At 41.7% G+C, this 21,618-nt stretch carries 23 protein-coding genes and 4 pseudogenes; 10 read left to right on the forward strand and 17 right to left on the reverse strand.

Going from position 1 to position 21,618, the window contains the following annotated elements; genetic code table 11:
- Positions 1–250 precede the first annotated feature (250 nt).
- From FKQ60_RS15515 to FKQ60_RS15540, 6 genes and pseudogenes are all read right to left on the reverse strand, one after another.
- Entirely contained in the window at positions 251–493 is a 243-nt protein-coding gene (locus FKQ60_RS15515) for a hypothetical protein (protein ID WP_074373097.1), read from the reverse strand.
- A 19-nt stretch (positions 494–512) separates the two neighbouring features.
- Complete coding sequence (locus FKQ60_RS15520) at positions 513–800, reverse strand: hypothetical protein (protein ID WP_074373098.1); 288 nt, start codon at positions 798–800, stop codon at positions 513–515.
- A gap of 180 nt (positions 801–980) precedes the next feature.
- Positions 981–3,701: a heavy metal translocating P-type ATPase gene (locus FKQ60_RS15525; protein WP_170905667.1), complete on the reverse strand. Its 2,721-nt coding sequence runs from the start codon at positions 3,699–3,701 to the stop codon at positions 981–983.
- 1 nt (position 3,702) lies between these two features.
- Positions 3,703–4,137: a MerR family transcriptional regulator gene (locus tag FKQ60_RS15530; protein ID WP_226982816.1), complete on the reverse strand. Its 435-nt coding sequence runs from the start codon at positions 4,135–4,137 to the stop codon at positions 3,703–3,705.
- A 382-nt stretch (positions 4,138–4,519) separates the two neighbouring features.
- Positions 4,520–4,888 (reverse strand): annotated as a pseudogene (locus FKQ60_RS15535) (Tn7-like element transposition protein TnsE).
- A 243-nt stretch (positions 4,889–5,131) separates the two neighbouring features.
- Positions 5,132–6,286 carry a tyrosine-type recombinase/integrase gene (locus FKQ60_RS15540; protein WP_170905668.1) on the reverse strand — a complete coding sequence of 385 codons (1,155 nt, stop codon included), beginning with the start codon at positions 6,284–6,286 and terminating at the stop codon, positions 5,132–5,134.
- 268 nt (positions 6,287–6,554) lie between these two features.
- On the opposite strand from FKQ60_RS15540, the gene FKQ60_RS15545 reads away from it, so the two are divergent.
- The 3 genes and pseudogenes from FKQ60_RS15545 to FKQ60_RS15555 all read left to right on the forward strand — a co-directional run bounded on the left by FKQ60_RS15545 (position 6,555) and on the right by FKQ60_RS15555 (position 8,307).
- On the forward strand, positions 6,555–6,797 hold the full coding sequence (locus FKQ60_RS15545) for a type II toxin-antitoxin system ParD family antitoxin (RefSeq protein WP_170905669.1): 243 nt from the start codon (positions 6,555–6,557) through the stop codon (positions 6,795–6,797).
- Entirely contained in the window at positions 6,794–7,093 is a 300-nt protein-coding gene (locus FKQ60_RS15550) for a type II toxin-antitoxin system RelE/ParE family toxin (protein ID WP_170906717.1), read from the forward strand. Before FKQ60_RS15545 ends, FKQ60_RS15550 begins: the two co-directional genes overlap by 4 nt.
- 129 nt (positions 7,094–7,222) lie before the next feature.
- A pseudogene (locus tag FKQ60_RS15555) lies at positions 7,223–8,307 on the forward strand (IS4 family transposase).
- 98 nt (positions 8,308–8,405) lie between these two features.
- On the opposite strand, the gene FKQ60_RS15560 reads toward FKQ60_RS15555, so the two are convergent.
- Both FKQ60_RS15560 and FKQ60_RS15565 read right to left on the reverse strand, forming a co-directional pair.
- Positions 8,406–8,720 (reverse strand): DNA-binding transcriptional regulator, encoded by a 315-nt coding sequence (locus FKQ60_RS15560; protein WP_170905671.1) that lies wholly within the window; start codon positions 8,718–8,720, stop codon positions 8,406–8,408.
- On the reverse strand, positions 8,707–9,039 hold the full coding sequence (locus tag FKQ60_RS15565; RefSeq protein ID WP_170906718.1) for a type II toxin-antitoxin system RelE/ParE family toxin: 333 nt from the start codon (positions 9,037–9,039) through the stop codon (positions 8,707–8,709). The genes FKQ60_RS15560 and FKQ60_RS15565 overlap by 14 nt, the downstream gene beginning before the upstream one ends.
- Before the next feature lie 145 nt (positions 9,040–9,184).
- Between FKQ60_RS15565 and FKQ60_RS15570 the strand changes: the two genes are divergently transcribed.
- The 4 genes and pseudogenes from FKQ60_RS15570 to FKQ60_RS15590 all read left to right on the forward strand — a co-directional run bounded on the left by FKQ60_RS15570 (position 9,185) and on the right by FKQ60_RS15590 (position 10,480).
- Positions 9,185–9,463 carry a type II toxin-antitoxin system RelB/DinJ family antitoxin gene (locus FKQ60_RS15570; protein ID WP_170906719.1) on the forward strand — a complete coding sequence of 93 codons (279 nt, stop codon included), beginning with the start codon at positions 9,185–9,187 and terminating at the stop codon, positions 9,461–9,463.
- Positions 9,456–9,724: pseudogene (locus tag FKQ60_RS15575) on the forward strand (type II toxin-antitoxin system YafQ family toxin). The gene FKQ60_RS15570 and the pseudogene FKQ60_RS15575 overlap by 8 nt, the downstream one beginning before the upstream one ends.
- Before the next feature lie 193 nt (positions 9,725–9,917).
- A complete protein-coding gene (locus FKQ60_RS15585; RefSeq protein ID WP_099609954.1) occupies positions 9,918–10,163 on the forward strand; it encodes a type II toxin-antitoxin system CcdA family antitoxin in 246 nt (81 codons plus the stop codon).
- Positions 10,163–10,480, forward strand: a complete 318-nt coding sequence (locus FKQ60_RS15590; protein WP_154116302.1) for a CcdB family protein — start codon at positions 10,163–10,165, stop codon at positions 10,478–10,480. Before FKQ60_RS15585 ends, FKQ60_RS15590 begins: the two co-directional genes overlap by 1 nt.
- 141 nt (positions 10,481–10,621) lie before the next feature.
- On the opposite strand, the gene FKQ60_RS15600 is transcribed toward FKQ60_RS15590, so the two are convergent.
- Positions 10,622–10,885, reverse strand: a complete 264-nt coding sequence (locus tag FKQ60_RS15600) for a Txe/YoeB family addiction module toxin (protein WP_010318499.1) — start codon at positions 10,883–10,885, stop codon at positions 10,622–10,624.
- On the reverse strand, positions 10,878–11,132 hold the full coding sequence (locus FKQ60_RS15605; RefSeq protein WP_009836585.1) for a type II toxin-antitoxin system prevent-host-death family antitoxin: 255 nt from the start codon (positions 11,130–11,132) through the stop codon (positions 10,878–10,880). The genes FKQ60_RS15600 and FKQ60_RS15605 overlap by 8 nt, the downstream gene beginning before the upstream one ends.
- A 276-nt stretch (positions 11,133–11,408) precedes the next feature.
- On the opposite strand from FKQ60_RS15605, the gene FKQ60_RS15615 reads away from it, so the two are divergent.
- Together FKQ60_RS15615 and FKQ60_RS15620 are read left to right on the forward strand one after the other, a co-directional pair.
- Positions 11,409–11,630 carry a hypothetical protein gene (locus FKQ60_RS15615; RefSeq protein ID WP_170906720.1) on the forward strand — a complete coding sequence of 74 codons (222 nt, stop codon included), beginning with the start codon at positions 11,409–11,411 and terminating at the stop codon, positions 11,628–11,630.
- Positions 11,623–11,913, forward strand: coding sequence for a type II toxin-antitoxin system RelE/ParE family toxin (locus FKQ60_RS15620; protein ID WP_170906721.1), 291 nt, complete (start codon positions 11,623–11,625; stop codon positions 11,911–11,913). Before FKQ60_RS15615 ends, FKQ60_RS15620 begins: the two co-directional genes overlap by 8 nt.
- 165 nt (positions 11,914–12,078) lie before the next feature.
- On the opposite strand, the pseudogene FKQ60_RS15625 reads toward FKQ60_RS15620, so the two are convergent.
- Both FKQ60_RS15625 and FKQ60_RS15630 read right to left on the reverse strand, forming a co-directional pair.
- Positions 12,079–12,270 (reverse strand): annotated as a pseudogene (locus tag FKQ60_RS15625) (transposase); the annotation flags it as partial.
- Positions 12,271–12,365: 95 nt separating this feature from the next.
- The gene (locus tag FKQ60_RS15630) at positions 12,366–12,593 is read right to left on the reverse strand and encodes a hypothetical protein (protein WP_170905707.1); all 228 of its coding nucleotides are present in this window, start codon (positions 12,591–12,593) and stop codon (positions 12,366–12,368) included.
- A gap of 502 nt (positions 12,594–13,095) precedes the next feature.
- Between FKQ60_RS15630 and FKQ60_RS15635 the strand changes: the two genes are divergently transcribed.
- Entirely contained in the window at positions 13,096–14,997 is a 1,902-nt protein-coding gene (locus FKQ60_RS15635) for a bifunctional UDP-sugar hydrolase/5'-nucleotidase (RefSeq protein ID WP_170906736.1), read from the forward strand.
- Between the two features lie 151 nt (positions 14,998–15,148).
- Here the strand turns inward: FKQ60_RS15635 and FKQ60_RS15640 are convergent, their stop codons facing one another.
- The 5 genes from FKQ60_RS15640 to FKQ60_RS15660 all read right to left on the reverse strand — a co-directional run bounded on the left by FKQ60_RS15640 (position 15,149) and on the right by FKQ60_RS15660 (position 19,565).
- The gene (locus tag FKQ60_RS15640; RefSeq protein ID WP_170906722.1) at positions 15,149–16,180 is read right to left on the reverse strand and encodes a DNA mismatch repair protein; all 1,032 of its coding nucleotides are present in this window, start codon (positions 16,178–16,180) and stop codon (positions 15,149–15,151) included.
- A gap of 461 nt (positions 16,181–16,641) precedes the next feature.
- Positions 16,642–18,192, reverse strand: coding sequence for an IS66 family transposase (locus FKQ60_RS15645; protein ID WP_170906723.1), 1,551 nt, complete (start codon positions 18,190–18,192; stop codon positions 16,642–16,644).
- Between the two features lie 66 nt (positions 18,193–18,258).
- A complete protein-coding gene (tnpB, locus tag FKQ60_RS15650) occupies positions 18,259–18,627 on the reverse strand; it encodes an IS66 family insertion sequence element accessory protein TnpB (protein WP_170905746.1) in 369 nt (122 codons plus the stop codon).
- The gene (locus FKQ60_RS15655) at positions 18,627–18,935 is read right to left on the reverse strand and encodes an IS66 family insertion sequence element accessory protein TnpB (RefSeq protein ID WP_170906724.1); all 309 of its coding nucleotides are present in this window, start codon (positions 18,933–18,935) and stop codon (positions 18,627–18,629) included. Before FKQ60_RS15655 ends, tnpB begins: the two co-directional genes overlap by 1 nt.
- A 414-nt stretch (positions 18,936–19,349) precedes the next feature.
- The gene (locus tag FKQ60_RS15660) at positions 19,350–19,565 is read right to left on the reverse strand and encodes a hypothetical protein (protein WP_170906725.1); all 216 of its coding nucleotides are present in this window, start codon (positions 19,563–19,565) and stop codon (positions 19,350–19,352) included.
- Positions 19,566–21,618 lie beyond the last annotated feature (2,053 nt).

Below are 21,618 nucleotides of genomic sequence, written 5' to 3' on the forward strand. Positions count from 1 at the left end.
TAACCATCAAGGACTCAATAACCTCACTCCTGATGAGGCCTACTTCGGTAGGCAAAGATACGCAGCATGAGCTGGGTCAACCACTTAAGAAATGAGCTTATGTGTCCAACCGTTGGGGTCCACTTCTTTGTAATTGCGATGAATCCTGTGGCAATAAACGATAAAGAGCCGCCCAGTTAGCTGAGGCGGCTCTTTTTTACTAGAAAAAGTAAAGGGGAGCTCTTTTTCTGATTACGAGTATTTCATTGGTTCAGCTACTCATCATTTTTTTGCACTCTTCTGGCATGTCTTCCATGTTCATGCTTTGCATCATTTGCATGTGTTCTATCATCCTATCGTGATCCTTCATCTTATCCGCGTGAGATTGCTTAACATGCACTTTCTCATTTTGCGCGACATTGTGATGTCGATGCTGATCATCGATGGAACTTGTTGCTAACACCGGCATCGCAACTAGACCACTAAATAACACTGATACATATAACTTTTTCATAACATCACCTAACCCTTACTTATGCTTTGAACTGTTGATTGTTTTCAATTTTTTCCACCGATTGCTCGTTGGCTTCGGAGTCTTTCTTTTCACTTGGCATCATCATCTTCATCATTAAACCATGCATAGCTAAACAGATGATTAATGGAACAATCGCACTACTAAGGTATGCCCAACTAAATATCTCTTGGCTAGAAGAGAGAATAAATAATGGAATACCCACCATTAATAACGCGCATAGAACCATCATCCATCCATGACCTTTATGATGACCATTCTTGTGACAATCTGATTTTTTGCTTTTCATTCTCTTGCTCTCCAAAATAACTTTAACTCGTTTAACTGAGACTCAGTTTATCGCAACGCTTAGATCAGGAGTGGGGAGGGGTTCATGACAATTTTGTCACCTTAGCCGTTTTTCTTACCCCAAAACCACCAGACTATAAACACGATTGCTGTAAGACCTAATATATTGACTAACATAGTATTACTCCTCATTGGTTGTAGAGGCTGAAGCTGGTGTATAAAAGCGCAAGCGATTAGCATTGGTTACAACAGTAACAGAGGACAGTGACATCGCAGCCCCAGCGATGATCGGACTTAATAGCCAACCCGTGAACGGAAACAGAAGCCCTGCTGCCACAGGAATACCCAAGCTGTTATAGATAAACGCCCCCCACAAGTTCTGCTTAATGTTTTTCATTGTGGCAGTACTGATCCCAATCACATCTGAGATACCGTGGAGTGAGCTGCGCATCAAGGTAATATCGGCACTTTCAATCGCGACATCCGTACCACTGCCAATAGCAAAACCAACGTCTGATTGAGCAAGTGCTGGCGCATCATTGATACCATCACCGACCATGCCGACAACATGCCCTTTCGCTTGCAACTGTTTAATCCAGTCAAGCTTATCCTCAGGCATCAATTCCGCATGATATTCATCAACATTCGCGAGTGATGCCACCGCCTTCGCTGTATTGTGGTTATCCCCCGTTAGCATCACGACATGAATGCCTTGCTGATGAAAACGATTTATCGCACTTCGAGCATCATCTCGAATCGGGTCACTGATACCGAACAGCGCTTGCACTTGAGCGCCTATCGCAAAATACACCACTGTGGTGGCTTCTTGCTCCCACTGCAATGCATGCTCTGTAACCAATTCAACATTGACGTTAAACTGTTTCATCAGCTTGCGATTGCCAAGCAACACGCGTTGACCCGCATACTGAGCCTGAACACCAAGTCCGGTTAATGACTCGAAATCTGACACTTCTGGTAAGCGCGCTTCATCACGCACCTCACTTTGAGTAAATGCGATTAACGCTTTAGCTAGCGGATGGTTAGATCCTTTCTCCAAAGCATTGACCAGAGGCAGAAACTCTGAATCATCTGACAACGAGACAAAATTTGTTACTTCAGGTTTACCTTGAGTAATCGTACCGGTTTTATCCAGTACGACGACATCCAACTCACTGGCTCTTTGTAACGCTTCTCCATTTCGGATTAGCCCGCCAAACTCGGCTGCCTTACCGACACCGATCATAGTAGAAATCGGCGTTGCTAGACCAAGTGCACAAGGGCATGCGATGATCAACACCGAGGTAGCTGCCACTATCATATAGACTAAGGAAGGTTGAGGGCCAAAGTTATACCAAACCAGCGCTGTCAGAATCGATAGAATCATCACGGTTGGTACAAACACTGAAGACACTTTATCGGCTAGATGGCTGATTGGTGGCTTTGAGTTTTGCGCGTTCGACACCATGCTGATGATCTGAGCAAGAACGGTATCACTGCCCACTTTCTGCGCCTCAAAAACGAAACTTCCGTGGTCATTAATCGTCCCTGCAGACACTGAGCTGCCCACTTGTTTAACAACAGGAATTGGCTCTCCAGTGAGCATAGACTCATCAATCGTTGTCTCGCCCTCTGTAATCACACCATCAACCGGGACTTTTTCACCGGCTCTAACCCGAATCAAGTCGCCTGTGATAACTTGTTCAATCGATAAAGACATCTCCTTGCCGTCACGAATCACCATGGCAGTTTTGACTCTCAAATCAAGCAAACGCTTGATAGCCTGCGAAGTTCTGCCTCGAGCCTTTAACTCAAGCGCCTGTCCTAAATTGATTAAACCAATGATCATGGCTGTAGCTTCAAAGTAGAGGTGCCTTGCACTTTCCGGAAGCCACTGCGGCCCGACAACGACCACCATTGAATAGAGCCAAGCGGTACCCGTTCCCAGCGCTATTAATGTGTCCATGTTCGCATTACGGTTCAGAAAGGCCTTCCAAGCTCCAGTAAAAAAGTGCTTGCCCGCACGGACTAAAATGAAAAATGTCACTAAACCTAAGGCCAACCATAGTAACTGCTCAGATTGCGTATTGACATTCATTGGTCCGCCGAACAGACCGTACACCATCAACGGTACTCCGAGACCAAGACCAATAACGCTTTGTTTTACTTTAAAGCGATACTCCTCAGATTCACGCTCTTCTTTGAGGTCACTTGCTAACGCCTGATCGACAATTTCTTCTGCGTCATATCCTGCGCCTTGTATCGCCTCAATTAGTACGCTGGCAGGCTGACTTGAAACCACGGTCGCCGTTCGATTCGCAAAGTTCACGTCAACAGAGTCGACACCTGACACCGATATAAGAGCACCTTCAATCGTGTTAACACAACTTGCGCAAGTGACACCGATTAATGACAGCTCGATACTGACATCCAACGCCTGTGTTGTTTTCACTTTGTTCGATTTAATTACATCCGTAGTTTGTGGTTGCGTGTCATCAGTCATACCGCTATAACCCAGTTCGACTAATACGCTTTCAATGTCATTGCCGTTCAAACTGCTATTCACAACCAATGTTTGATTTTCTAAATCAACAACCACTTGAGCAGCACCATCCAATGCACCTATCGCTTGAGTGATTTTACCCACACAGTGTTGGCAAGTAACATTAGATAATGATGTACGGTACTCTTGTTGCGTAGGTATTGAAGCCGCATAACCTAACTTTGCAAGGACTTCTATCGCGCTTTCTGGCAGCAACGTGGTTGTGAGCTCTGCTCTGTTTTTCGTATCATTAATAGTGAAAGATACATCAGGGTCTCTTTCACGTAACCCATCTACAATTTTAGCGACACATCGGCCACAGTTAATGCCGGAAAGTGCTAGAGAATACTGTGTTGTGTTCATGTTAGTTTTCCTCGGGTAATACTTGATGGTGCTTCTCAGACCAGTCCTCGATTAAGCAACATAATGCGTTGCCGTTGGGCTCCATATCCGGTTTTTCATTCCACTCTGCGTAAGTTGCTTCCATCATGGCTAAATGGCGTTGGTGCTCTTCGATCTTTTGCTTGGTTTCTACGATTTTATCAGTCAGCATTTGCCTCACAGCTGGGCAAGGAGTCAGCCCTTGCTCGGAGTAATCAATGATTTCTTGAATCTGGCTAAGGCTAAAACCAATAGATCGCGCATGAGAAATGAACTTCAGGCGATTAACCGCACTTTGCTGGTACATCTTGTAGCCATTGTTGGGGTCTCGCTCTGCATAAAGAAGGCCCTTTCTAGTGTAAAACCTGACTGTTTCAGCAGTCACACCTGCTGCTCTCGCAATTTCAGTTGTCAACATAATCCATGCCTCTGAAGGTTTAACGCACATGAAACTTTATTCGTTTTATGTTGCTAGCCAAAAATAAATGCGACTAAAAATATAATCACAAACAACCCAATAAACAGTTTAAGTAACAACTTAGGGTCACTGCTCCCACCGTTTGGGGCTTTGTTACAACAACTCATAACTATCTCCAATTCGTTACCAATGTGTATTAGTTGTAGCTTAAAACCTATGTGTTAGACATAGGTCAAGCATATTGAGAAAAAATTTAAGAGGTATGTTATTGATGAGTAATAAATTGGGAGCTAATTACAATAATGTAATGAACTCTAAATGATTTGGGGGCACTTCGGATTCAGATAGTGCCACGAATCACTTAACCACATAGCTAAAAACACTAGAGTTTCTCAGCAACCCTCCCAGCCCAGTCTAAGATAGATTCAGTTGGAATACCTGTCGGGTGCCCCTCTACTGACTTAGGGTGAGATATACCAATATGCTTTTTGAAGCCAAACATGGCATCCATTTCTTGTGTTGGCCATCCAAGAGACTTTGTTACCACGCCTTTTTTAATTCAAGAAAACTGCTCTTTCCAGTTACGAGTATCAATCTGTCGCAAGCATTTGGTAGAAATCCATTTATTCAGCCCTGTGACATCAATTTCAAGCAAGTAATTCACATGCCCATTTAACTCCACGACAACGCAACGGATCGTTCTCTTTGCACCAGACTCAATAAAGAATGAAAGTTTTACCGCGTGCGACAATGATATTAGTAATATTTTGGCAATAAAGATTGAAACTAATCACAGGGTAAATAATGCTTGTGCTGATTTTCAACACAAAGTTTCTCGAACTCTCGATGCTATCGAACATTAGCTAAGATAGAGGCGGTGAGTAGTCACGAAATTTGGTAAAACTACCTCGAAATCAACTTAACGCGCCCTGATGCACTATAACTCGTTTATTTAAATAAGTTATTATCTCATCAACTCATGCATCCTTTTTACTCAATCTTGCAAGAGTAAGTTAGGGCTCTGATCATTATTTAAACCTCTTAAATAGCGCAAGACCATTTCATTGCTTTTCCAGTCCCCTAGCTGGATCAATTGAGTTAAATTCATTCCCGCCAAATAACCATCTTGTAAAGCGCCTACTCGACTCGAATGACCGCTCCATTTCTTTCTTTGTACAGCCCCAAAAGTGACGCCGTCACACCTTTCACCCAGCGCATCGTGTGCACGGCGATAAATTCTATCAATTGTCATACCTGACATAGGTGTTTCTCTATATTCAACGGGTCTTAAGCCGTTTTTAGTTAACCAGCTGAAGATATAGTTGTCGTCATCTAAGCTATGACAATATAGTTCTAAATAACGTCTTAAGATGAAAGAAAACTTTCCCGTTAAGCGTTTCGGTTCTGGGTTAATTGACGTTTTTGATGTAACACGCTCAATATTTACATCACCATTGGTTAATATTTTGATGTGTTTTTTTCTAATGGCACCTATTTCTGCTTCTCTTAACATTGTTCCATAGGCCACGGTTAAAACCGTTAGATCTCGGTATTGGATTACGTTTTGCTCATTACTCCATATTGACATAAGTGATGTCAAATGATGCTTTCTAAAAGGTTTAGCTTGTAGCTCGATTAATTGAGACCCGGTTAATTCAACTTCATCTTTCGCTAAAGAATTGAAAAAGTTTTTTACAATAGGTTTTTTAGTGACATCTTGAGCCCCCATAATGTTAAGAAACAAACTAATCTGGGCTCGATATTGCTTCAAGGTATTAATTTTTATATCTAAATTTAACTTTAGTTCCTTGAGCCAATTTAGAAAGATGTGCTCACTGATTGGAAAACTGTAAACCGATGCATTTTTGCAATATTTGTCCCACTTCCCAACAACAAAAGAAAGCATCCTTAAAGTATTAATACTGTAACCGCCTCTATCTTCGTCGAAGCTTTTCAAGTTAAATAGTGCTTTCGGTAATTCATGCCAGTCTGGATCAAAACTGTTCGATAGATCTGGAAACTCAACCTTAAATCTTTTTAGTTTTCTTTTACTTTCTTGCCACTTGTTACCGACATCTTCTTGAGATTTTAATTGTGACAGTGTCACTTGACTTTGCAATTTTACTATCTGTTTAGAGGAGTCCGCCATGATAAACCGTGCCCGATAGTGTTATATAAATATAATTATATAACACTATTAGTTTTTTACCAAAGTCGGCAAAAAGTCTCTTAATTTTAGGGGAGGGAGGCAACTTCACTACCAACTAATCGCATTGCTCTGTAATCACAAAAAACCAACGTATAGTAAAAAATGCCACACGTTGGCTGTCCATATTGAAGTGTTTGTTATACGCCTTGCCTTGAAAGCTATTTAATACCATAATTAGGTATTTATTGGTACTTTGGGGATGAAATTTATGGCTAAGAACACAAGTATTACCCTTGGTGAACACTTTGATGGTTTTATCACACACCAAATTCAAAGTGGGCGTTATGGCTCTGCAAGTGAAGTTATTCGTTCGGCTTTGCGTTTACTCGAAAACCAAGAGACTAAACTGCAGACTCTCCGTCAACTACTTGTTGAAGGTGAACAAAGTGGTGACGCTGATTATGACCTTGATAGTTTCATCCATGAACTTGATGGTGAAACTAATCGATGAAACCATTTAATCTTACAACTGCAGCCAAAACCGATTTGCGTGATATTGCTTTATTTACTCAACGCCGTTGGGGCAAAGAGCAGAGAAACATCTACTTAAAGCAATTTGACGATTCATTTTGGCTTTTGGCTGAAAATCCCGACATCGGCAAATCATGTGATGACATTCGAGATGGTTACCGTAAATTTCCTCAAGGTAGCCATGTGATTTTTTATCAGCAAACGGGCAGCCAACAGATTAGAGTCGTCCGTATTTTACATAAGAGCATGGATGTTAATCCGAACTTTGGCTCATAACGCCCGGTTCTTACGACCCCACCATAATTTCCATATAAAACAATGATTAGACGCGCATCGCTCATTCTGATCTAATGAATTTCGCCAAAAACACACCGGATTAAATGGATTTAATAGGGAACCCCTACGATGCGCGATGTTCAAATTCTACAGCAAGCACTCGAAAACCAATGCCCTGACATTCACAAAAAACGACTTAGATCTCTGATGCTTGCAACAAGAACGGTACTGGATGGCTCTGATCTCACCCTCACCAAAATTGGACGCGCTCTCGACACCGATACCACGGTGAAGCATGCCATCAAACGTATCGACCGATTACTTGGTAATCGCAATCTACACCGTGAAAAAGAGTCCATATATAAATGGCATGCGTCCTTTATTACTCGCGCCAATCCTTTTCCTGTTGTGTTGGTTGATTGGTCAGATGTTCGTGAGCAACTGCGCTATATGACAATTACGCGCTTCGGTATCCGTTAAAGGTCGCGCTGTCACGCTTTATGAGCAGGTATTTGAGTACAAAAACTACAACTCGCCAACAAGCCATCAGCACTTTCTCGATAAGCTTCAATCTATTCTACTACCCCAAGGCTGCACGCCTATCATTGTCTCTGACACTGGCTTTAGAAATACATGGTTAAGGCAAGTCGCCAGCAAAGGTTGGTTCTGGCTTGGTCGCGTACGTGGCGAAGTCTCGATTAAGTGTTTTGCTTACTTATATAAGAGTCACCCTAAACGCAGAAAAGCGCATCGACACAGTCGAACCTGCCGGAAAAGTGTTCCATAAAGGCGAAAAAGAGCCTTGGTTTCTGGTCACAAACATCCCGAACTCTGTACTTAATGGCGTTAAAATCACCCGTTTGTACGCGAAAAGGATGCAAATTGAAGAGTCGTTCCGAGATTTGAAAAGCCCCGCTTACGGATTAGCGTTACGTCATAATCGGACACGTTGTACTAAGCGTATTGATATCTTGTTGCTTATGGCATTGATGGCCGAAATCATAATGTGGTGGAATGGCTTAATCGCGATACAAGCCAAATGGCAATATGACTTCCAAGCCAACACCATCAAGCATCGAAGTGTTTTATCAATCCCAAGGCTAGGAAAAGAGGTGCGAAGCCATCGACGATATCGGATAAAAGAATCCCAATATCACTGGGCGATGTTGGAATATCAGCGCCTCACCCATACTTGCAGGTTGGGCGAATTATGAGGGGATCCGCCAGGGCCGCGTTAAGGTGTGGACGGCGCTTGCCTATACTTGAGCGAAGCGAAACCGCCAAGCGTTGCGAATCATTCTTAAATGCTTTGTTATAGCTCTGCGATGTGAGACAGAGTTTCTGGATGGCGCTGTACCAATTTTAAAAGGGTGACAGCTTGCCCATTTGGTGCGTTTCGCCCCTGTTCCCAGTTCTCTAATGTACGTGATGATGTATGTAGCAAACGAGCAAATACGCCACGAGACATATTGAACTGTTCACGAATACTAACAATTTCGTCAGGCGAGATATTTAACTCGCTAATTTCATTAATTTGGTGAGTTTTCAGAGTTAATTTACCCTCTGAGTGCTCTTTAGCTTCAACAAGTGCTGAACTTAATTCTGCAAATAGGTCACGATTTCTCATTGCGCCACGCCTCCATAAAAGCCTTTAACTGTTTCTTTTGATCTGCGGTTAAGTCTGACATTTCATTTTTGTCAAAAATCGTCAGCAAATAGAAGCGACGCTTTTCATCGAGGAAGTAATAGATAACACGTGAACCACCACGTTTTTCCTTACCTTTACTTGCTACTCGAATCTTTCGCAAACCACCTGTACCTTGAATTACGTCACCTTGCTTTGGGTTCGACATTAGTTCAGCTTGGAATAGTCGAAACTCCTCGTCACTGAGGTGTTCATTTCGGTACTTTTCAAATATGGTTGATTCAAAAAATACACTTTTCATAAGCAAAGTGTACGCATAACACTGAAACCACCGAAATCAACGCACAGTAAAAATGCCACGCGTTGGAAGTCCCTCTTGAAGCGTTTGTATGGCCATTATACTAACGTTTAACTATGTAATACATTGTACAACTAAAGGTGCTGTTATGAGAACAGAAATGCTAAGTACTCGTATAGACCATGAGACCAAAGTTGCTTTTACTAGCATCTGTGACGAAATGGGTCTTAGTACATCACAAGCTATTAAAATTTTTGCAAAAGCCGTGATTAATCATGGTGGTATTCCATTTGACTTACGTGTGCCTCAACCAAATGAAACAACGAGTTCTGCAATGAATGAACTCGTTCAAGGTCATGGGCATAAAGCAGAATCTGTTGACGCTATGCTTACTGAGCTAACTGAAGGCAAAGTGAAGAATGTATAGCTTAGAATACTCAACACAATTCAAAAAAGACTTCAAAAAATCACAAAAATGCCGATTTCGAACATCATTGAAGTCGGCAACATCATATCAAAGCTGCAAAGAGTCGAAAAACTCGACCCTAAAAATGTTGATCATCCTCTAACTGGCTGATGGGTTGGATTCCGTGACTGCCACGTTAAACCAGATCTAGTGCTCATTTATCGCATTTTTGATGGCCAACTCCAATTAGCTAGAATTGGCTCTCATAGTGATTTGTTCTGATGAACCTTAGTGGCACATAACGCCCTGCTAAGGGGTGAGCAACGCAACTACCAACTCACCGCATAGCACTGTAAAAACTAAACCAAATGCATAACAAAAATGCTACGCGTTGCGAATCCCTCTTGAGCAGCTTGTTATATGCCTTTTGCACGCATATACTTAATGCGCACTTTACATACGCACTGGAGGCAGCATGAGAAACTCATACAGCACACAAGCACCAAAGAAGGCGACTAATTTAACTCTAAACAGTGAGTTACTCGCCGAGGCCAAACGCCTTAATATTAATCTTTCAGCCACAATGGAAAAGGCACTTGAAAAAGAAGTAAAACAACGCCTTAAAACTGAATGGCTAGAGCAAAATGCAGAAGCTATTAATGCATGCAATGAACTTACTGAAAATCACGGTCTATTTTCCGATTCTTACCGAGTATTCTAATGTCACAATTTTCGCTATACCAAAATAACGATAAAAGCACTTCAACGGCATACCCTTACTTTGTTGATGTTCAAAGTGAGTTACTTGATACACTGAATACTCGATTAGTTATTCCGCTAACACCCGTTGAGTTATTGGATAAAAAAGCGCCGAATCATTTATGCCCAGTGATCCATATTGATCAAGGTGACTTTGTAATTTTAACTCACCAAATGGCCAGTGTCCCGACCAAGATTTTACGTGAACCAGTCAATGAGCTAAGTACTTTCAGAAATGAGATCATTGCAGCTATCGACTTTCTGATTACTGGCATATAACGCCCGCTTAAGGGGCTGACAACGCTACTACCAAGTTTCCGCATAACACCGTAACAACAAAAACCAACGCATAGTAAAAATGCCACGCGTTGGCTGTCCCTCTTGAAGCGTTTGTATAGCTGCCTGACGATAAAGCCTAAATTAATAGTGATAACGGCAAGAAATGATTGTGATAGCACTATCATCAACCGCATAAACTAGCCTATTCGTATCATCTATTCGTCGCGACCAAAAACCAGATAAATTTTCTTTTAGTGGTTCAGGTTTACCTATGCCTTCGAAAGGAGAACGCTTAACATCCGTGATGAGTTTATTTATACGTTTAAGTGTTTTCTTGTCTTGCGTCTGCCAATAAACATAATCATTCCAAGATTCATCAGTCCAAGATAATAAACGACTACTCATCGATTAAATCTCTTTGGCTCACCTTACCCGCTTTAAATTGAGCAATTGAACGATGTAAGTGCTCTGCATTTGCCGGAGAACGAAGTAAATGAACCGTTTCCATTAAGCTATTGTAATAATCCAGTGACATAACAACGGCATCTTCAGAATCACGACGCGTGATCACGGTTGTATCTGCGTCATTAACAACAGCATCCAAAACGCTCTTCAAGCTATTTCTAGCTTCGGTAAAAGATACAATTCTCATAAAACCTCCACATGTACGTTTAATGAGACAAGTATATGACTAAAAAACCAACTTGTACAGCTAATGGAACATGCGAACTTGTAAGCAGCTAACGTCCGCTTAAGGGGCTGACAACGCTACTACCAACTTTCCGCATAACACCGTAACCACCAAAATCAACGCATAATAAAAATGCCACGCGCTAGCTGTCCCCCTTGAAGAGTTTATTGTGATTCACCTTGCTACCTTTGTAGCGCCACGCTACAATTATTAAAGATTTAAATAAAGGAGCACATTATGTCTACCGTTAGCATACGCCTTGATCAAGACCTCGTAGATAAAGCCGCTATCATGGCTAAAGCATTGAATCGCACTACACCAAAACAAATTGAACACTGGGCTAAAATTGGGGAAATGATGGAAGATAACCCAGATTTACCTTATGAATTTGTTCGACAAGCTATTATAGCTAAAGCTGAAAAAGAAGCCGGTAAACTTGAGGCATACAACTTTGGCTAATATTACACAGGTTCTTCAAACACCATCATTCAAAAAAACCGTTAAAAAACTCCACCAAAATCAGAAAGTGGATCTCGACAATGCGGTCAAAGCGCTTATCGAGGATCCACTTTCAGGCGAGCAGAAAAAAGGAGATTTGTCCTTTCTCCGTGTTTATAAATTCAAAATGGTTAAGCAACTCACTCTTCTTGGCTACAGCTATCAAGATGGGACGGTAACTCTTGAACTTATCGCCCTAGGCGCGCATGAAAATTTTTACCGAGATATCAAGATGTTTTACTGAGTCTGGGTGAATCATAACGCCGCCAACACGCGCAGATTTGTAGTGGAGGAGAAGCCGTAACGAAGAGGCTGTCGCCGTGCATGCCTTGTTATGCATTTTAGCCATTTCGCCGTAAACCTTCGCCCGATGAGGACGGGGATATAAGGCGTAAGACGCGATAGCGTCTTAATCTAGGGTAGATTGACTCTCTACATAGGCTTTTAATGTTTCAATTGTTGCACCGCCAGCAGTGCAAGCAAAGTATGAACGAGACCATAGGGCGGAGCTTTTACTCTGTCTCGTAAGGTGCGTATTTTGTAGTCGCAACATGCGAGATGAAACTGCTTTCAAGTTGTTAACCATTACGCTAATTGAAAGTTAATGAGCGTTACTACTTCCCGCGGGTCGATACATGCACAAGGAAGTTATTCCCAAACCATCCAAGGCATTGAATAATTCTGCGTTAAATCACATCAGCTGCCAATCACCAGCTGAGTTAACCTTAATGGTGGGCCAACATTCCATGTTTCAGTTGCGACGGGGTCGACTGCACCAACACATTCAATAGCGTATTTAGGAGAGCTCTTTGATCCTATCATAAGATCATACATTCCAGGTTCAGAACCATCATCATGGACTTCAACTATCTCGCCCAGCTCTTTGGCAACAATTTGCTTAGCCCAACCCTCGACAGTGCTCAATGCTCATTGCCTCCTAATGCATAACGCTCGCGTTGAATAGCGCAGTAAAACTGCGTTTGTTGCAACCGTTTTTTATTCCCGCTTCGCTTCATATCAGGTTCGCTTTTTGACAGATGAGGAAACCTTGATTTTCTCCTGCTTGCCTACGGCAAGCACATACACAAACAGCTCATAGTCTAACCGGTAACCAGCAGACGAAGTATCGAGTTGCTTATTTACACATCAAATAAGTTATAGTGCATTAGATGTAGCGGTTAGAAAGTTAATTAGTCTTATCTTGCTTAAGCCACTCGTCTAACCAATGATCTTAAAGAAGCGTATCTCGAATGGGGATCAAGGTGATCATAATCGCTATTCAACCTCTCATACTGTTGAACTCCGTGCAACACCTCATAAAAATGTAAACTAATGATACAGGATGTTTTCAAATACGACATTGATCACTCTAAGTCATGATGATTTCTTTTAAGGTTCGCCCAACTTTATAAACAGGCAACCTATGATGAAAAAACACGCACTCGCTAGTCTGATCATGCTCTCACTCTCGTTCCCCGCTCTCACCGCTGATGGAGATATCCATAATGTGACCATACTTGGTACATCAGATTTACATGGCCACTTTATGCCATGGGATTACGCGGCCGACAAACTCAACATGCGCGGAAGCTTAAGTCAAATAGCGACCAAAGTAGCGGATATTCGTAGCACCAACAAAAATGTAATTTTGGTCGATGCGGGTGACACAATTCAAGGTAACTTTGTCGAAACGTTTAAGGATGAAGCCACTAGCCCTATGATGCTTGGCTTTAACCAAATGGATTATGACGTTTGGGTACTCGGCAACCACGAGTTTGATTTTGGCTTAGATGTTTTACAGCGGTCGCTCGACCAATTTGAAGGGCAATCACTCGGCGGCAATATCAAACGACCTGACGGAAATCCATTTTTACCCGCTTACACCATCATCGAACGGAATGGTATCAAAATTGGGGTGATTGGTATGGATACACCGATGACCCAAGTCTTTGCCGAAGGTACTGGACGACTCGAGGGAGTAACCTTTACCAACCCTTCACTGGAAGTAAAAAAAGTAGTCGAAACACTTAAAAATGACGTTGACGCCCTTATTTTAGTTGCCCATATGGGCTTGGATAATGAAAACGACATTGCCGATACCGGGGTCACTGATATCGCTAATGCCAACCCAGAACTCGATGCGATTATCGCTGGCCATATGCATACCCGTATTGATAAAGCGATCGTCAATGGCGTAATCGTGACTGAGCCGGATAAATACGGTCGAGCTCTGTCTCGTATTGATCTATCGTTTGTGGAGAAAAACGGCCAATTCACACTGGTTAACAAAGACAGTTTTACCTATAAGATTAATGGCACTGCATCGGATCCAGAGATGGAAGCCTTATATCAACCTTATCACCAACGCTTGCGTACAATGGCAAACCGAGAAATAGCAGAATTAAAAGGTGTCGACTTGGTTCCTAAAAATGAGATCCGAGGGATCCCGCAAGTTCACATTCAAGATACTGGTATAAGTGCACTGTTCCAAGAGGCTAGTTTCTTCTACGCACCAAAAGCCAACGTGATTGCTCTGCAAATTGATAATGACAACGCAGAGTTAAACGTAGGCCCGATTAAAGCGAAAGATATCGCCTACAACTATCAATATGCTGGCGGCGAGATTACTGTCTATCAAATGACGGGAGCCGATCTTCGTAAATATATGGAATGGGCTGCTGGCTATTTCAATTCAGTCAAACCTGGCGATGTGACTTATAGCTTTAATCCAGAACGCCGCGCATCAAAATATTCGACCAATGATTTTTTTTCAGGTGTCACTTATACCATTGACCTTACTCAGCCGGTAGGAAAACGTATAACAGATTTAGTCTTTTCAGATGGGCAAGTAATTACTGATACAACGGAGATAAAGCTAGGTATGAATAGCTATCGAATGGGGCATCTAACCCAAATAGGGGGCGCATTAGAGGGAAAAGAATTTCCTGTCCTATTTGACTCTGAGCAAGCGTATGGCGAAGAAATGGGAACCATACGAAATATGACTATTCGCTACCTAACAGAAGAAAAAGATGGCGTTTATACCGGTAAATCCATGGATCGCTGGAAGTTAAAAGGTCTAGATATCGATCCACAAACGCGCGATATCATAAAAAGCTTGATCAATAGTCATAAAATTGATGTACCAAGTAGCAAAGATGGCCGTAACACCAATATTGCTGCTATCAACGTAAAAGGCTTACGCTTTAATACTAAAGAAGAAAAAGCCGAAGCATTAGCCGCTCGTAAAGCACAATTCGCTACGGCAACAGACTATGAGAAAGAAAACCTTGAACGAGAAATTGTAATCATCAATGCAATGAACTAGGGCGACTGTATAGCTTATACGGCCAGTCAAATTCTGACCGTATAAGTGCCCGCTTTCACGTTACCAATTATTATAACTATTTAGACTTAACTCGATTCGAGCTACATTTTATTATGTATTTTGTAATTTTTTGATCCATTTTGATTATTGCTCACCTCTTAAACTCTTTAAAACCATAAATACGATAAATATTTGATTCATCTTGTTTTATCATGACATCAAAATCTTCAAGTATCTGGTTCTTATATCTGATGAGGTTGTTTTTTAAACTGCTTTTCATTCGTCTTGGATTCGACGGCTCAATTAGTATTGATAAAAGGTATTGTCCAATCAGCCATTCTAGTTTTTTTCCTGACAAAAATTGAACATTGTTTGTCAGCATGAACTTGAGAAAACTCCGAATAGAGGGTTCTTTGTACTTTGATATTTTTCTTTGCTCAGCCCTGAAGAAATAACCGTGATCTCTGATTGCTGCAAGTAATCTGTGGTCGAGAACAACAAAAATATGATTGGTTTTATTTTGTGAGGTTCCTTTTCTCTTGTTTTTCATCGGATCGTGAACAAATCTTATATCTTGGATAAACCGAACCACTTTTCTATCAATACATTTTCCATGCTCATCTTTTTCTTCGACAAGAAGAAATGCGCTCAATAACTGATTTAGCCGTCTTTCGATGATCCTGTAATTCGATGGGTGGGGCTCTAAATTTAAGTTATTCGCCAGCTCGTAAAGGCTTGAAGATAGCACCACTCCATCACTTTCAATCTTCGAGTCAAAAGAATCGTTGTTTATTTTTGCGTTATTCCCGTTGAAAATGGTTATGAAAATGTCATCCCAAGATAATTTTTTTCCTTTTCGATAAGATTCATCAGAAAGTTTGATCGTTGTTGCAAACGCCAGTAACGCTTCCAATATGTCTCTATGAGGTTGCAGAAGAAAATCGCCATGCAAATTTACAGTAAGGTTTTTCCCATACGATTTTATGTCAATTTTACCCAGTGGATTTTCAAAATTTGTACCACCAGATTCAGCAACTTCGATGTGCTTATTTTTCATCGATTCAGTGATTTTTGCTGCGGGATAGAAAACAGTAGCCCTAGAATAGAGCAACGATGATATGTAGTTGTTTGGTCTATCTTGCTCTTCAATCACGTTTGATTGAGATGCTTTCTTTTCACTCATAATTTTTATCGCTTTATATCGTAATTTACATAAGTGCGACTGATTGACTAAAACTGTTCGAGATCTTTGAATCTAGATTTAACAGTCCATTTCTTATCAGTAGCTGATTTACTTCTATAACGCAGTCTCTTACGAATAAATGATACTTTTCTTGCCTAAAATGTGGTTTATATTTTTATTAATTAATGAAATCCAAGTCTAGTTTGCATTGCTTTTAACGCCTTACAAGCCTGAAATATCAACAGCATCACTCTCATCATGCAAAATTGGAAACCTTATCTTTTATAAGCACTTACGGTTAATTAAGGCGAGCACTTGCCATTTTGGGGCGACATTATCGTTGGCGGCCCAAGGATGGTGACAACTCACCGCGCAGATCCAGGCGAGGGTTTATGGCGAGATTGCTAAATAAACCGTAAGCGCTTAATTCTCGACATAACTCATCGCCCAACCACAACGATCTAGTCTTTAGCCAAGTTCCAAGGCAGTAACGCTTCTATTTGCTCAAGAGTTTCAGCGTATGGCAGCTGAGTAAGAAGGGTGTGTAGATAGCGGTATGGCTCAAGTCCATTCAACTTAGCTGTTTCAACCAAGCTGTAGCAGACAGCACTCGCTTTGGCACCTTGTGAGGTATCGGCGAACAACCAAGCCTTACGACCCACTACGAACGGACGGATAGCATTTTCAGCCATGATATTGCTGATACGTAGCTCGTGATGGCCTGCGTAAACCACCAGTTTCGACCATTGGTTAAGCGTATAGTTGATCGCCTTGTAGGTTAAGCTGTCTTTCGGGCACTTGCTGATGTTCTTTTCCAAGAACGCTTTCAACTCGTTTAAAAGTGGAACGCTGTGCTCTTGGCGGTAAGTTATAATGTCTTCAGCCGTTATTTTGGGCTGCTTTTCCTTAAGGTCAGCCAACTGCCTCTCAACACGGTAGAGCTTGTTGATGGTGTTAAGCGCGATATCAGCTTTACTTACTTTAGTATTTTTACCTTTTGGCTGAGCTTTTTGCGCATCCACGAACATACGGCGAGCATGATCCATACACCCGACATGGGTCAGACCATATTTCTTACAGGCAGCATGGTAGCCCGCATAACCATCGGTTTGCAGGTAGCCTTCGAAGCCTTCAAGTAACTCAACGGGAACGTCACCACTACGAGAGGGATCGTAGTGGAACAGCACACTTTGCTGGCTGGGTGAGCCACCTAACGAGACCCACATATACTTATCTGAGGTGGCCGATTTGCCAGGCTCTTTAAGTACTTGGATGCGGGTTTCATCCATCGCTACGATGTCGCCACTGTTTTGGTGCTCTCGTAGCAGATTCACCAGTGGCTGGAACACCTTAGCGGACTTCATGACGTAATTCGCCAGCGTCGCCCGAGAGAGTTCGCCGCCGTAGCGACGGAGCATTGTCTCAATGCGATAGAGCGGTAGGCCATCGACGTATTTTGAAGTGATGGCATGAGTAATCAGGCCCGTACTGCCAAGCGAACCTGGAAGTGGGTGTTTTGGTAGCTCAGCAGCGACTATGGATTGACCATCTTCGTTATTGAACACGGCCTTTTCTTGCATGTACTCCAGTACACGAACCTTAGCGGGCACGATATCAAGCTCTTCTTTCACTTTGGCGAAGAAGGTGCTTTTTGCGCCTACCTTTTGCTCATCCGTCAGATAAAGGAAGATCTGTTCACGAGGTAAATCACTAGACAGTGGCTTGCGACCACGAGGTTTGCGGGTTGAAGCGTTGCTTTTATTCTGATCTTGATTGTCCTTTTCATGTTGTTCAACCTGAGGGTCAGTACAGAGCTCGGCTTCATCGAACAGCAGGAACTGGTCAGCATTGGTTTTCTCACTGCTCGGCATGAAGCGTTTGATTTTAAGGTGGCGCACCACCTCTTCTAATACATCAATACGAGCAGATTGAGATTGTAGCTGTGCTTCTTTCTCGGCTAACTGAGCTCGAAGTTGCTCAATTTCAGCTAAATAGTTGATCGAAGAAGTCACAGTAAAATCGCCTTGAATGCCTTATGAGAACAGGGTTTATTGTACCAAAAACAGGCGCTTAAGTCGCTAAAACAATGACTCGTATTCCAACTTTTTATGCCCTTGCATCAAGGAGATATCGTACCCATCAAGTAACCAATTTATCTGCTGACCTGTGAGAATGACTAAGTCGTCAGTCCGCTTTGGCCATTTGAATTTCTCTTGGGCAAGTGATTTGTAATAAAGCACAAAGCCGTTGTTTTCCCAGAACAGGCACTTGATTTTGTTACGCTGCTTGTTGGTGAAAACATACAACTCACCGCTAAAGGGGTTGTGGCCAAGTTCTAGTTCAACGAGAGCGCTTAATCCTCGGTGTGACTTGCGAAAATCAATCGGGTCACGATAGAGATAGACTTTCGGTAGTGTCAATGCAGGTCTTAACGTGGGCTGGCGCATTAGCTCATACACTCTATCAGTTTAGCCGCGACGTGAACATTGTGTTCATCGATGCCCTCAAGTTGGGCACCACTTGGGAGTGTCAGTGTCAGCGATGAACTCACCTGTTCGGTGATCGTTTGAACCTGTGCGAGGGTAAACTTAGAGGTAACGGATTTAGTCACGGAGTTCACACGGTTGAATTTACGTTTCCAGTAACTGAATTGAGATTGGTCTAGGTCGTGAGTTCGGCAGTATTGTGCTTGAGAGAGTTGGGTAGTTTGCCAAACGTTAACATGATGCTGCCAAGTTTGCTGTAGAGATGACATAAAAGCCTCCATAGGTAATGACTGTTGTCATTATCGGGGCTTGGGTTTAAATGGGAATAATGTCGAGAACTAAGCGCTTACAATAAACCTACCAAATCACCACGCCCCATAAACGACTGTATAGGCAATTTAAAGCCATTCAGATGTAAACGCATAGGATTGCTTTAGAAGACCACTCAACTCACGCTCAGAGCTCACTGACGGCGTTTTTCGCTATGTTTTAAGTTGGTGCTTATTGAATCGCACTTTGATTTGAAATTAAGATGAGATACACGCTTCCCCCTATGACTTCCAAAAAGTCTCTGGTATCCATGGGTTGAAACATTAAATCCGGTGCTAGCGTTGACAAAACTTGCTGATACTTGCGGTCAGGCAATCAGACCAAAAATAATGCTCCGCAAAAAGCTTTACATCTCACGGACCGTCGTCCCCCTCTTCTTCAGTTTTTGTTATCGCAAACGGCAGTGACAAATTTATGATCGCTCTGATACGTTCGACAACCTCGTTATTGAATGTGGTGTTTATTTGGATGGCTCTTCGTTTCATTTCTTGTTCGGTGATGCCGATATCGTTAAGAAGCTTTTCAGCGTCGCGCTGACTTCCACCGGTGAAGTGCATATCCAACTGCATACACTATGATTTACATTCCAGTTTCTTGCTTTGACTTTATCTTTTTCTGTTAGCTCAATTTCAATTCCGTCCACGGCGAAAGTAACGCGACTGTTTCCCGTTTGCGTATCGACAACTTGCGTTCTTTCAACTTGCAGCTGAGCGATATGAATCGCGTTCGCCACTGACGGATTTGTGATGATAGAAAAAAAAAGATGCAATGATGAATGCAGAGCGTTTGTATTTCATTTTATCTCCCTTTTATTTTTATTCTCTTCGTCTCGCCGCTGGGCGAAACCACCTCGACTGAATCAGAAGTAATCGCTGTCACTCTGTATTGGTCGATGTTTCTTTCCTCAACAAGTTGGATTGCACCTGATACGCCATCGCTAAATAAAGCGACACTTCGTCTTCCTAGCTTCTGTACGTGGGTTAACTCCAAAAAAACAATTCTGCTGCTAACTAAATTTTTCGTTAGAATTTTTATTTGATTCTTCGCTTTCAGTTTTTTTCTTAGTCGTTGTCACTGATTTCTAAATCGCTAGCTTCTTCATCATCGTTTTCACCATCATCGACATTCTCATGATGTAGGCTTTCGTTATTATTTTTTTCTTGAACGATATGAGCTTCTTCCGTCTCGCTGTTGGCACTTTCATTTTCATCGTTAGGGATTAGGTTTTTTTTCTATCCAAATCAGATTCAGTTACGAATGTTGAATCGTCATGACGCGCATCATGCAAGTTTGTTTTTTCTCTAGACATTAAGATTGTACTCTTGTGTTTATTCTCACCGTTCTTGTTTTGTCATCGACGTGAGCAACAAATCCAGCACCAATGATCGTTTCGATAACTTGCATCGTTATTGCTGCTACAAACTCTCGATTTGTGAAAGGAAGATTTAACGTAAATAGATTTAAAACTTTTTGCTCGGTTCTTTTCAGATCATCAAGTTTGTACCCTGAAAGCGCCAAACTATAATTCAGAGCTTGGCCGATATTTTTACCGACGTCGGGATGTCGAACGTCCTTACCTCCAGTAGCGGAAATCTCTGCTCAAGATTCGTATCCACTTTAATTTTTGTATACCCACTTTTTTGAATGTATAGTTTCCACTGACATCATTTGTCGTCACAGTGGACGAAAAAACTGATGTGGAAATCAGCGCCAATGAATAAACGAATAATTTCATGTTTGTCTCCTTTTTTATCATTAACGACGCACCCCCAAAAAATCCCTTGTTTTCTCACCACATTCAAGGCAAAACCAAATCAGCTCCAAAGGACAAAAACCAAAAGCAAGCTATACAACATTTCAGCCAATGTTATATAGCTTATCTTTATATATATTATATATAGTGAAATTCTGGCCAAAAACAGAGTAAGTTTTACGGTCAAACAGAGTAAGTTTTACAGTCAAACAGAGTAAGTTTACGGTCAAATAGAGTAAGTTTTACGGTCAAACAGAGTAAGTTTTACGGTCAAACAGAGTAAGTTTACGGTCAAACAGAGTAAGTTTACGGTCAAACAGAGTAAGTTTACGGTCAAACAGAGTAAGTTTACGGTCAAACAGAGTAAGTTTTACGGTCAAACAGAGTAAGTTTACGGTCAAACAGAGTAAGTTTTACGGTCAAATAGAGTAATCACCTATCAAATAGAGTAAGTTTTACGGTCAAACAGAGTAAGTTTTACTGTAAGATAGAGTAAGAAATAGACTAAAAAGTGAATAATTAATTGCTTGGAATGGCGTGTTTTTTTAAATTCAGGTATTAACTAGAACCCAAAAAAAAGCGATCTAGCTTTCAAACCAGATCGCTTTTTTAAGCGAGTTGACTCTATTTACCCGTAAAGCTCAGTAAGCTTTTCTTTGGTTGCAGGATCAAGTTTATTGAAGTTTCGTGTTTTGATGTTGGGAGCACAAGCCGCTCTCTTTTCTAGCATAAGTACTCCTTTTGTTAGCTCGATTTGCTCATTCATCTCAAACGTTTTTACAACGCGCTGAGGGTTTCCATCGATTAATCATCTGCAATATTACGCGATATTTTTTTCGAAGTTCCTGTCTTTTTTCTGTCACTAGTTG

Origin of the sequence: Vibrio sp. A11 (genome assembly GCF_013048705.1) — a bacterium.
GTDB classification, from domain to species: domain Bacteria; phylum Pseudomonadota; class Gammaproteobacteria; order Enterobacterales; family Vibrionaceae; genus Vibrio; species Vibrio metschnikovii.

What these genes read in the sequence shown, in the direction of transcription:
- FKQ60_RS15515 (WP_074373097.1), bottom strand. Translation starts at nt 493, where the DNA reads ATGAAAAAGTTATATGTATCAGTGTTATTTAGTGGTCTAGTTGCGATG.
- FKQ60_RS15520 (WP_074373098.1), bottom strand. Translation starts at nt 800, where the DNA reads ATGAAAAGCAAAAAATCAGATTGTCACAAGAATGGTCATCATAAAGGT.
- FKQ60_RS15525 (WP_170905667.1), bottom strand. Translation starts at nt 3,701, where the DNA reads ATGAACACAACACAGTATTCTCTAGCACTTTCCGGCATTAACTGTGGC.
- FKQ60_RS15530 (WP_226982816.1), bottom strand. Translation starts at nt 4,137, where the DNA reads ATGTTGACAACTGAAATTGCGAGAGCAGCAGGTGTGACTGCTGAAACA.
- FKQ60_RS15540 (WP_170905668.1), bottom strand. Translation starts at nt 6,286, where the DNA reads ATGGCGGACTCCTCTAAACAGATAGTAAAATTGCAAAGTCAAGTGACA.
- FKQ60_RS15545 (WP_170905669.1), top strand. Translation starts at nt 6,555, where the DNA reads ATGGCTAAGAACACAAGTATTACCCTTGGTGAACACTTTGATGGTTTT.
- FKQ60_RS15550 (WP_170906717.1), top strand. Translation starts at nt 6,794, where the DNA reads ATGAAACCATTTAATCTTACAACTGCAGCCAAAACCGATTTGCGTGAT.
- FKQ60_RS15560 (WP_170905671.1), bottom strand. Translation starts at nt 8,720, where the DNA reads ATGAGAAATCGTGACCTATTTGCAGAATTAAGTTCAGCACTTGTTGAA.
- FKQ60_RS15565 (WP_170906718.1), bottom strand. Translation starts at nt 9,039, where the DNA reads ATGAAAAGTGTATTTTTTGAATCAACCATATTTGAAAAGTACCGAAAT.
- FKQ60_RS15570 (WP_170906719.1), top strand. Translation starts at nt 9,185, where the DNA reads ATGAGAACAGAAATGCTAAGTACTCGTATAGACCATGAGACCAAAGTT.
- FKQ60_RS15585 (WP_099609954.1), top strand. Translation starts at nt 9,918, where the DNA reads ATGAGAAACTCATACAGCACACAAGCACCAAAGAAGGCGACTAATTTA.
- FKQ60_RS15590 (WP_154116302.1), top strand. Translation starts at nt 10,163, where the DNA reads ATGTCACAATTTTCGCTATACCAAAATAACGATAAAAGCACTTCAACG.
- FKQ60_RS15600 (WP_010318499.1), bottom strand. Translation starts at nt 10,885, where the DNA reads ATGAGTAGTCGTTTATTATCTTGGACTGATGAATCTTGGAATGATTAT.
- FKQ60_RS15605 (WP_009836585.1), bottom strand. Translation starts at nt 11,132, where the DNA reads ATGAGAATTGTATCTTTTACCGAAGCTAGAAATAGCTTGAAGAGCGTT.
- FKQ60_RS15615 (WP_170906720.1), top strand. Translation starts at nt 11,409, where the DNA reads ATGTCTACCGTTAGCATACGCCTTGATCAAGACCTCGTAGATAAAGCC.
- FKQ60_RS15635 (WP_170906736.1), top strand. Translation starts at nt 13,096, where the DNA reads ATGAAAAAACACGCACTCGCTAGTCTGATCATGCTCTCACTCTCGTTC.
- FKQ60_RS15640 (WP_170906722.1), bottom strand. Translation starts at nt 16,180, where the DNA reads ATGAGTGAAAAGAAAGCATCTCAATCAAACGTGATTGAAGAGCAAGAT.
- tnpB (WP_170905746.1), bottom strand. Translation starts at nt 18,627, where the DNA reads ATGCGCCAGCCCACGTTAAGACCTGCATTGACACTACCGAAAGTCTAT.
- FKQ60_RS15655 (WP_170906724.1), bottom strand. Translation starts at nt 18,935, where the DNA reads ATGTCATCTCTACAGCAAACTTGGCAGCATCATGTTAACGTTTGGCAA.
- FKQ60_RS15660 (WP_170906725.1), bottom strand. Translation starts at nt 19,565, where the DNA reads ATGCAGTTGGATATGCACTTCACCGGTGGAAGTCAGCGCGACGCTGAA.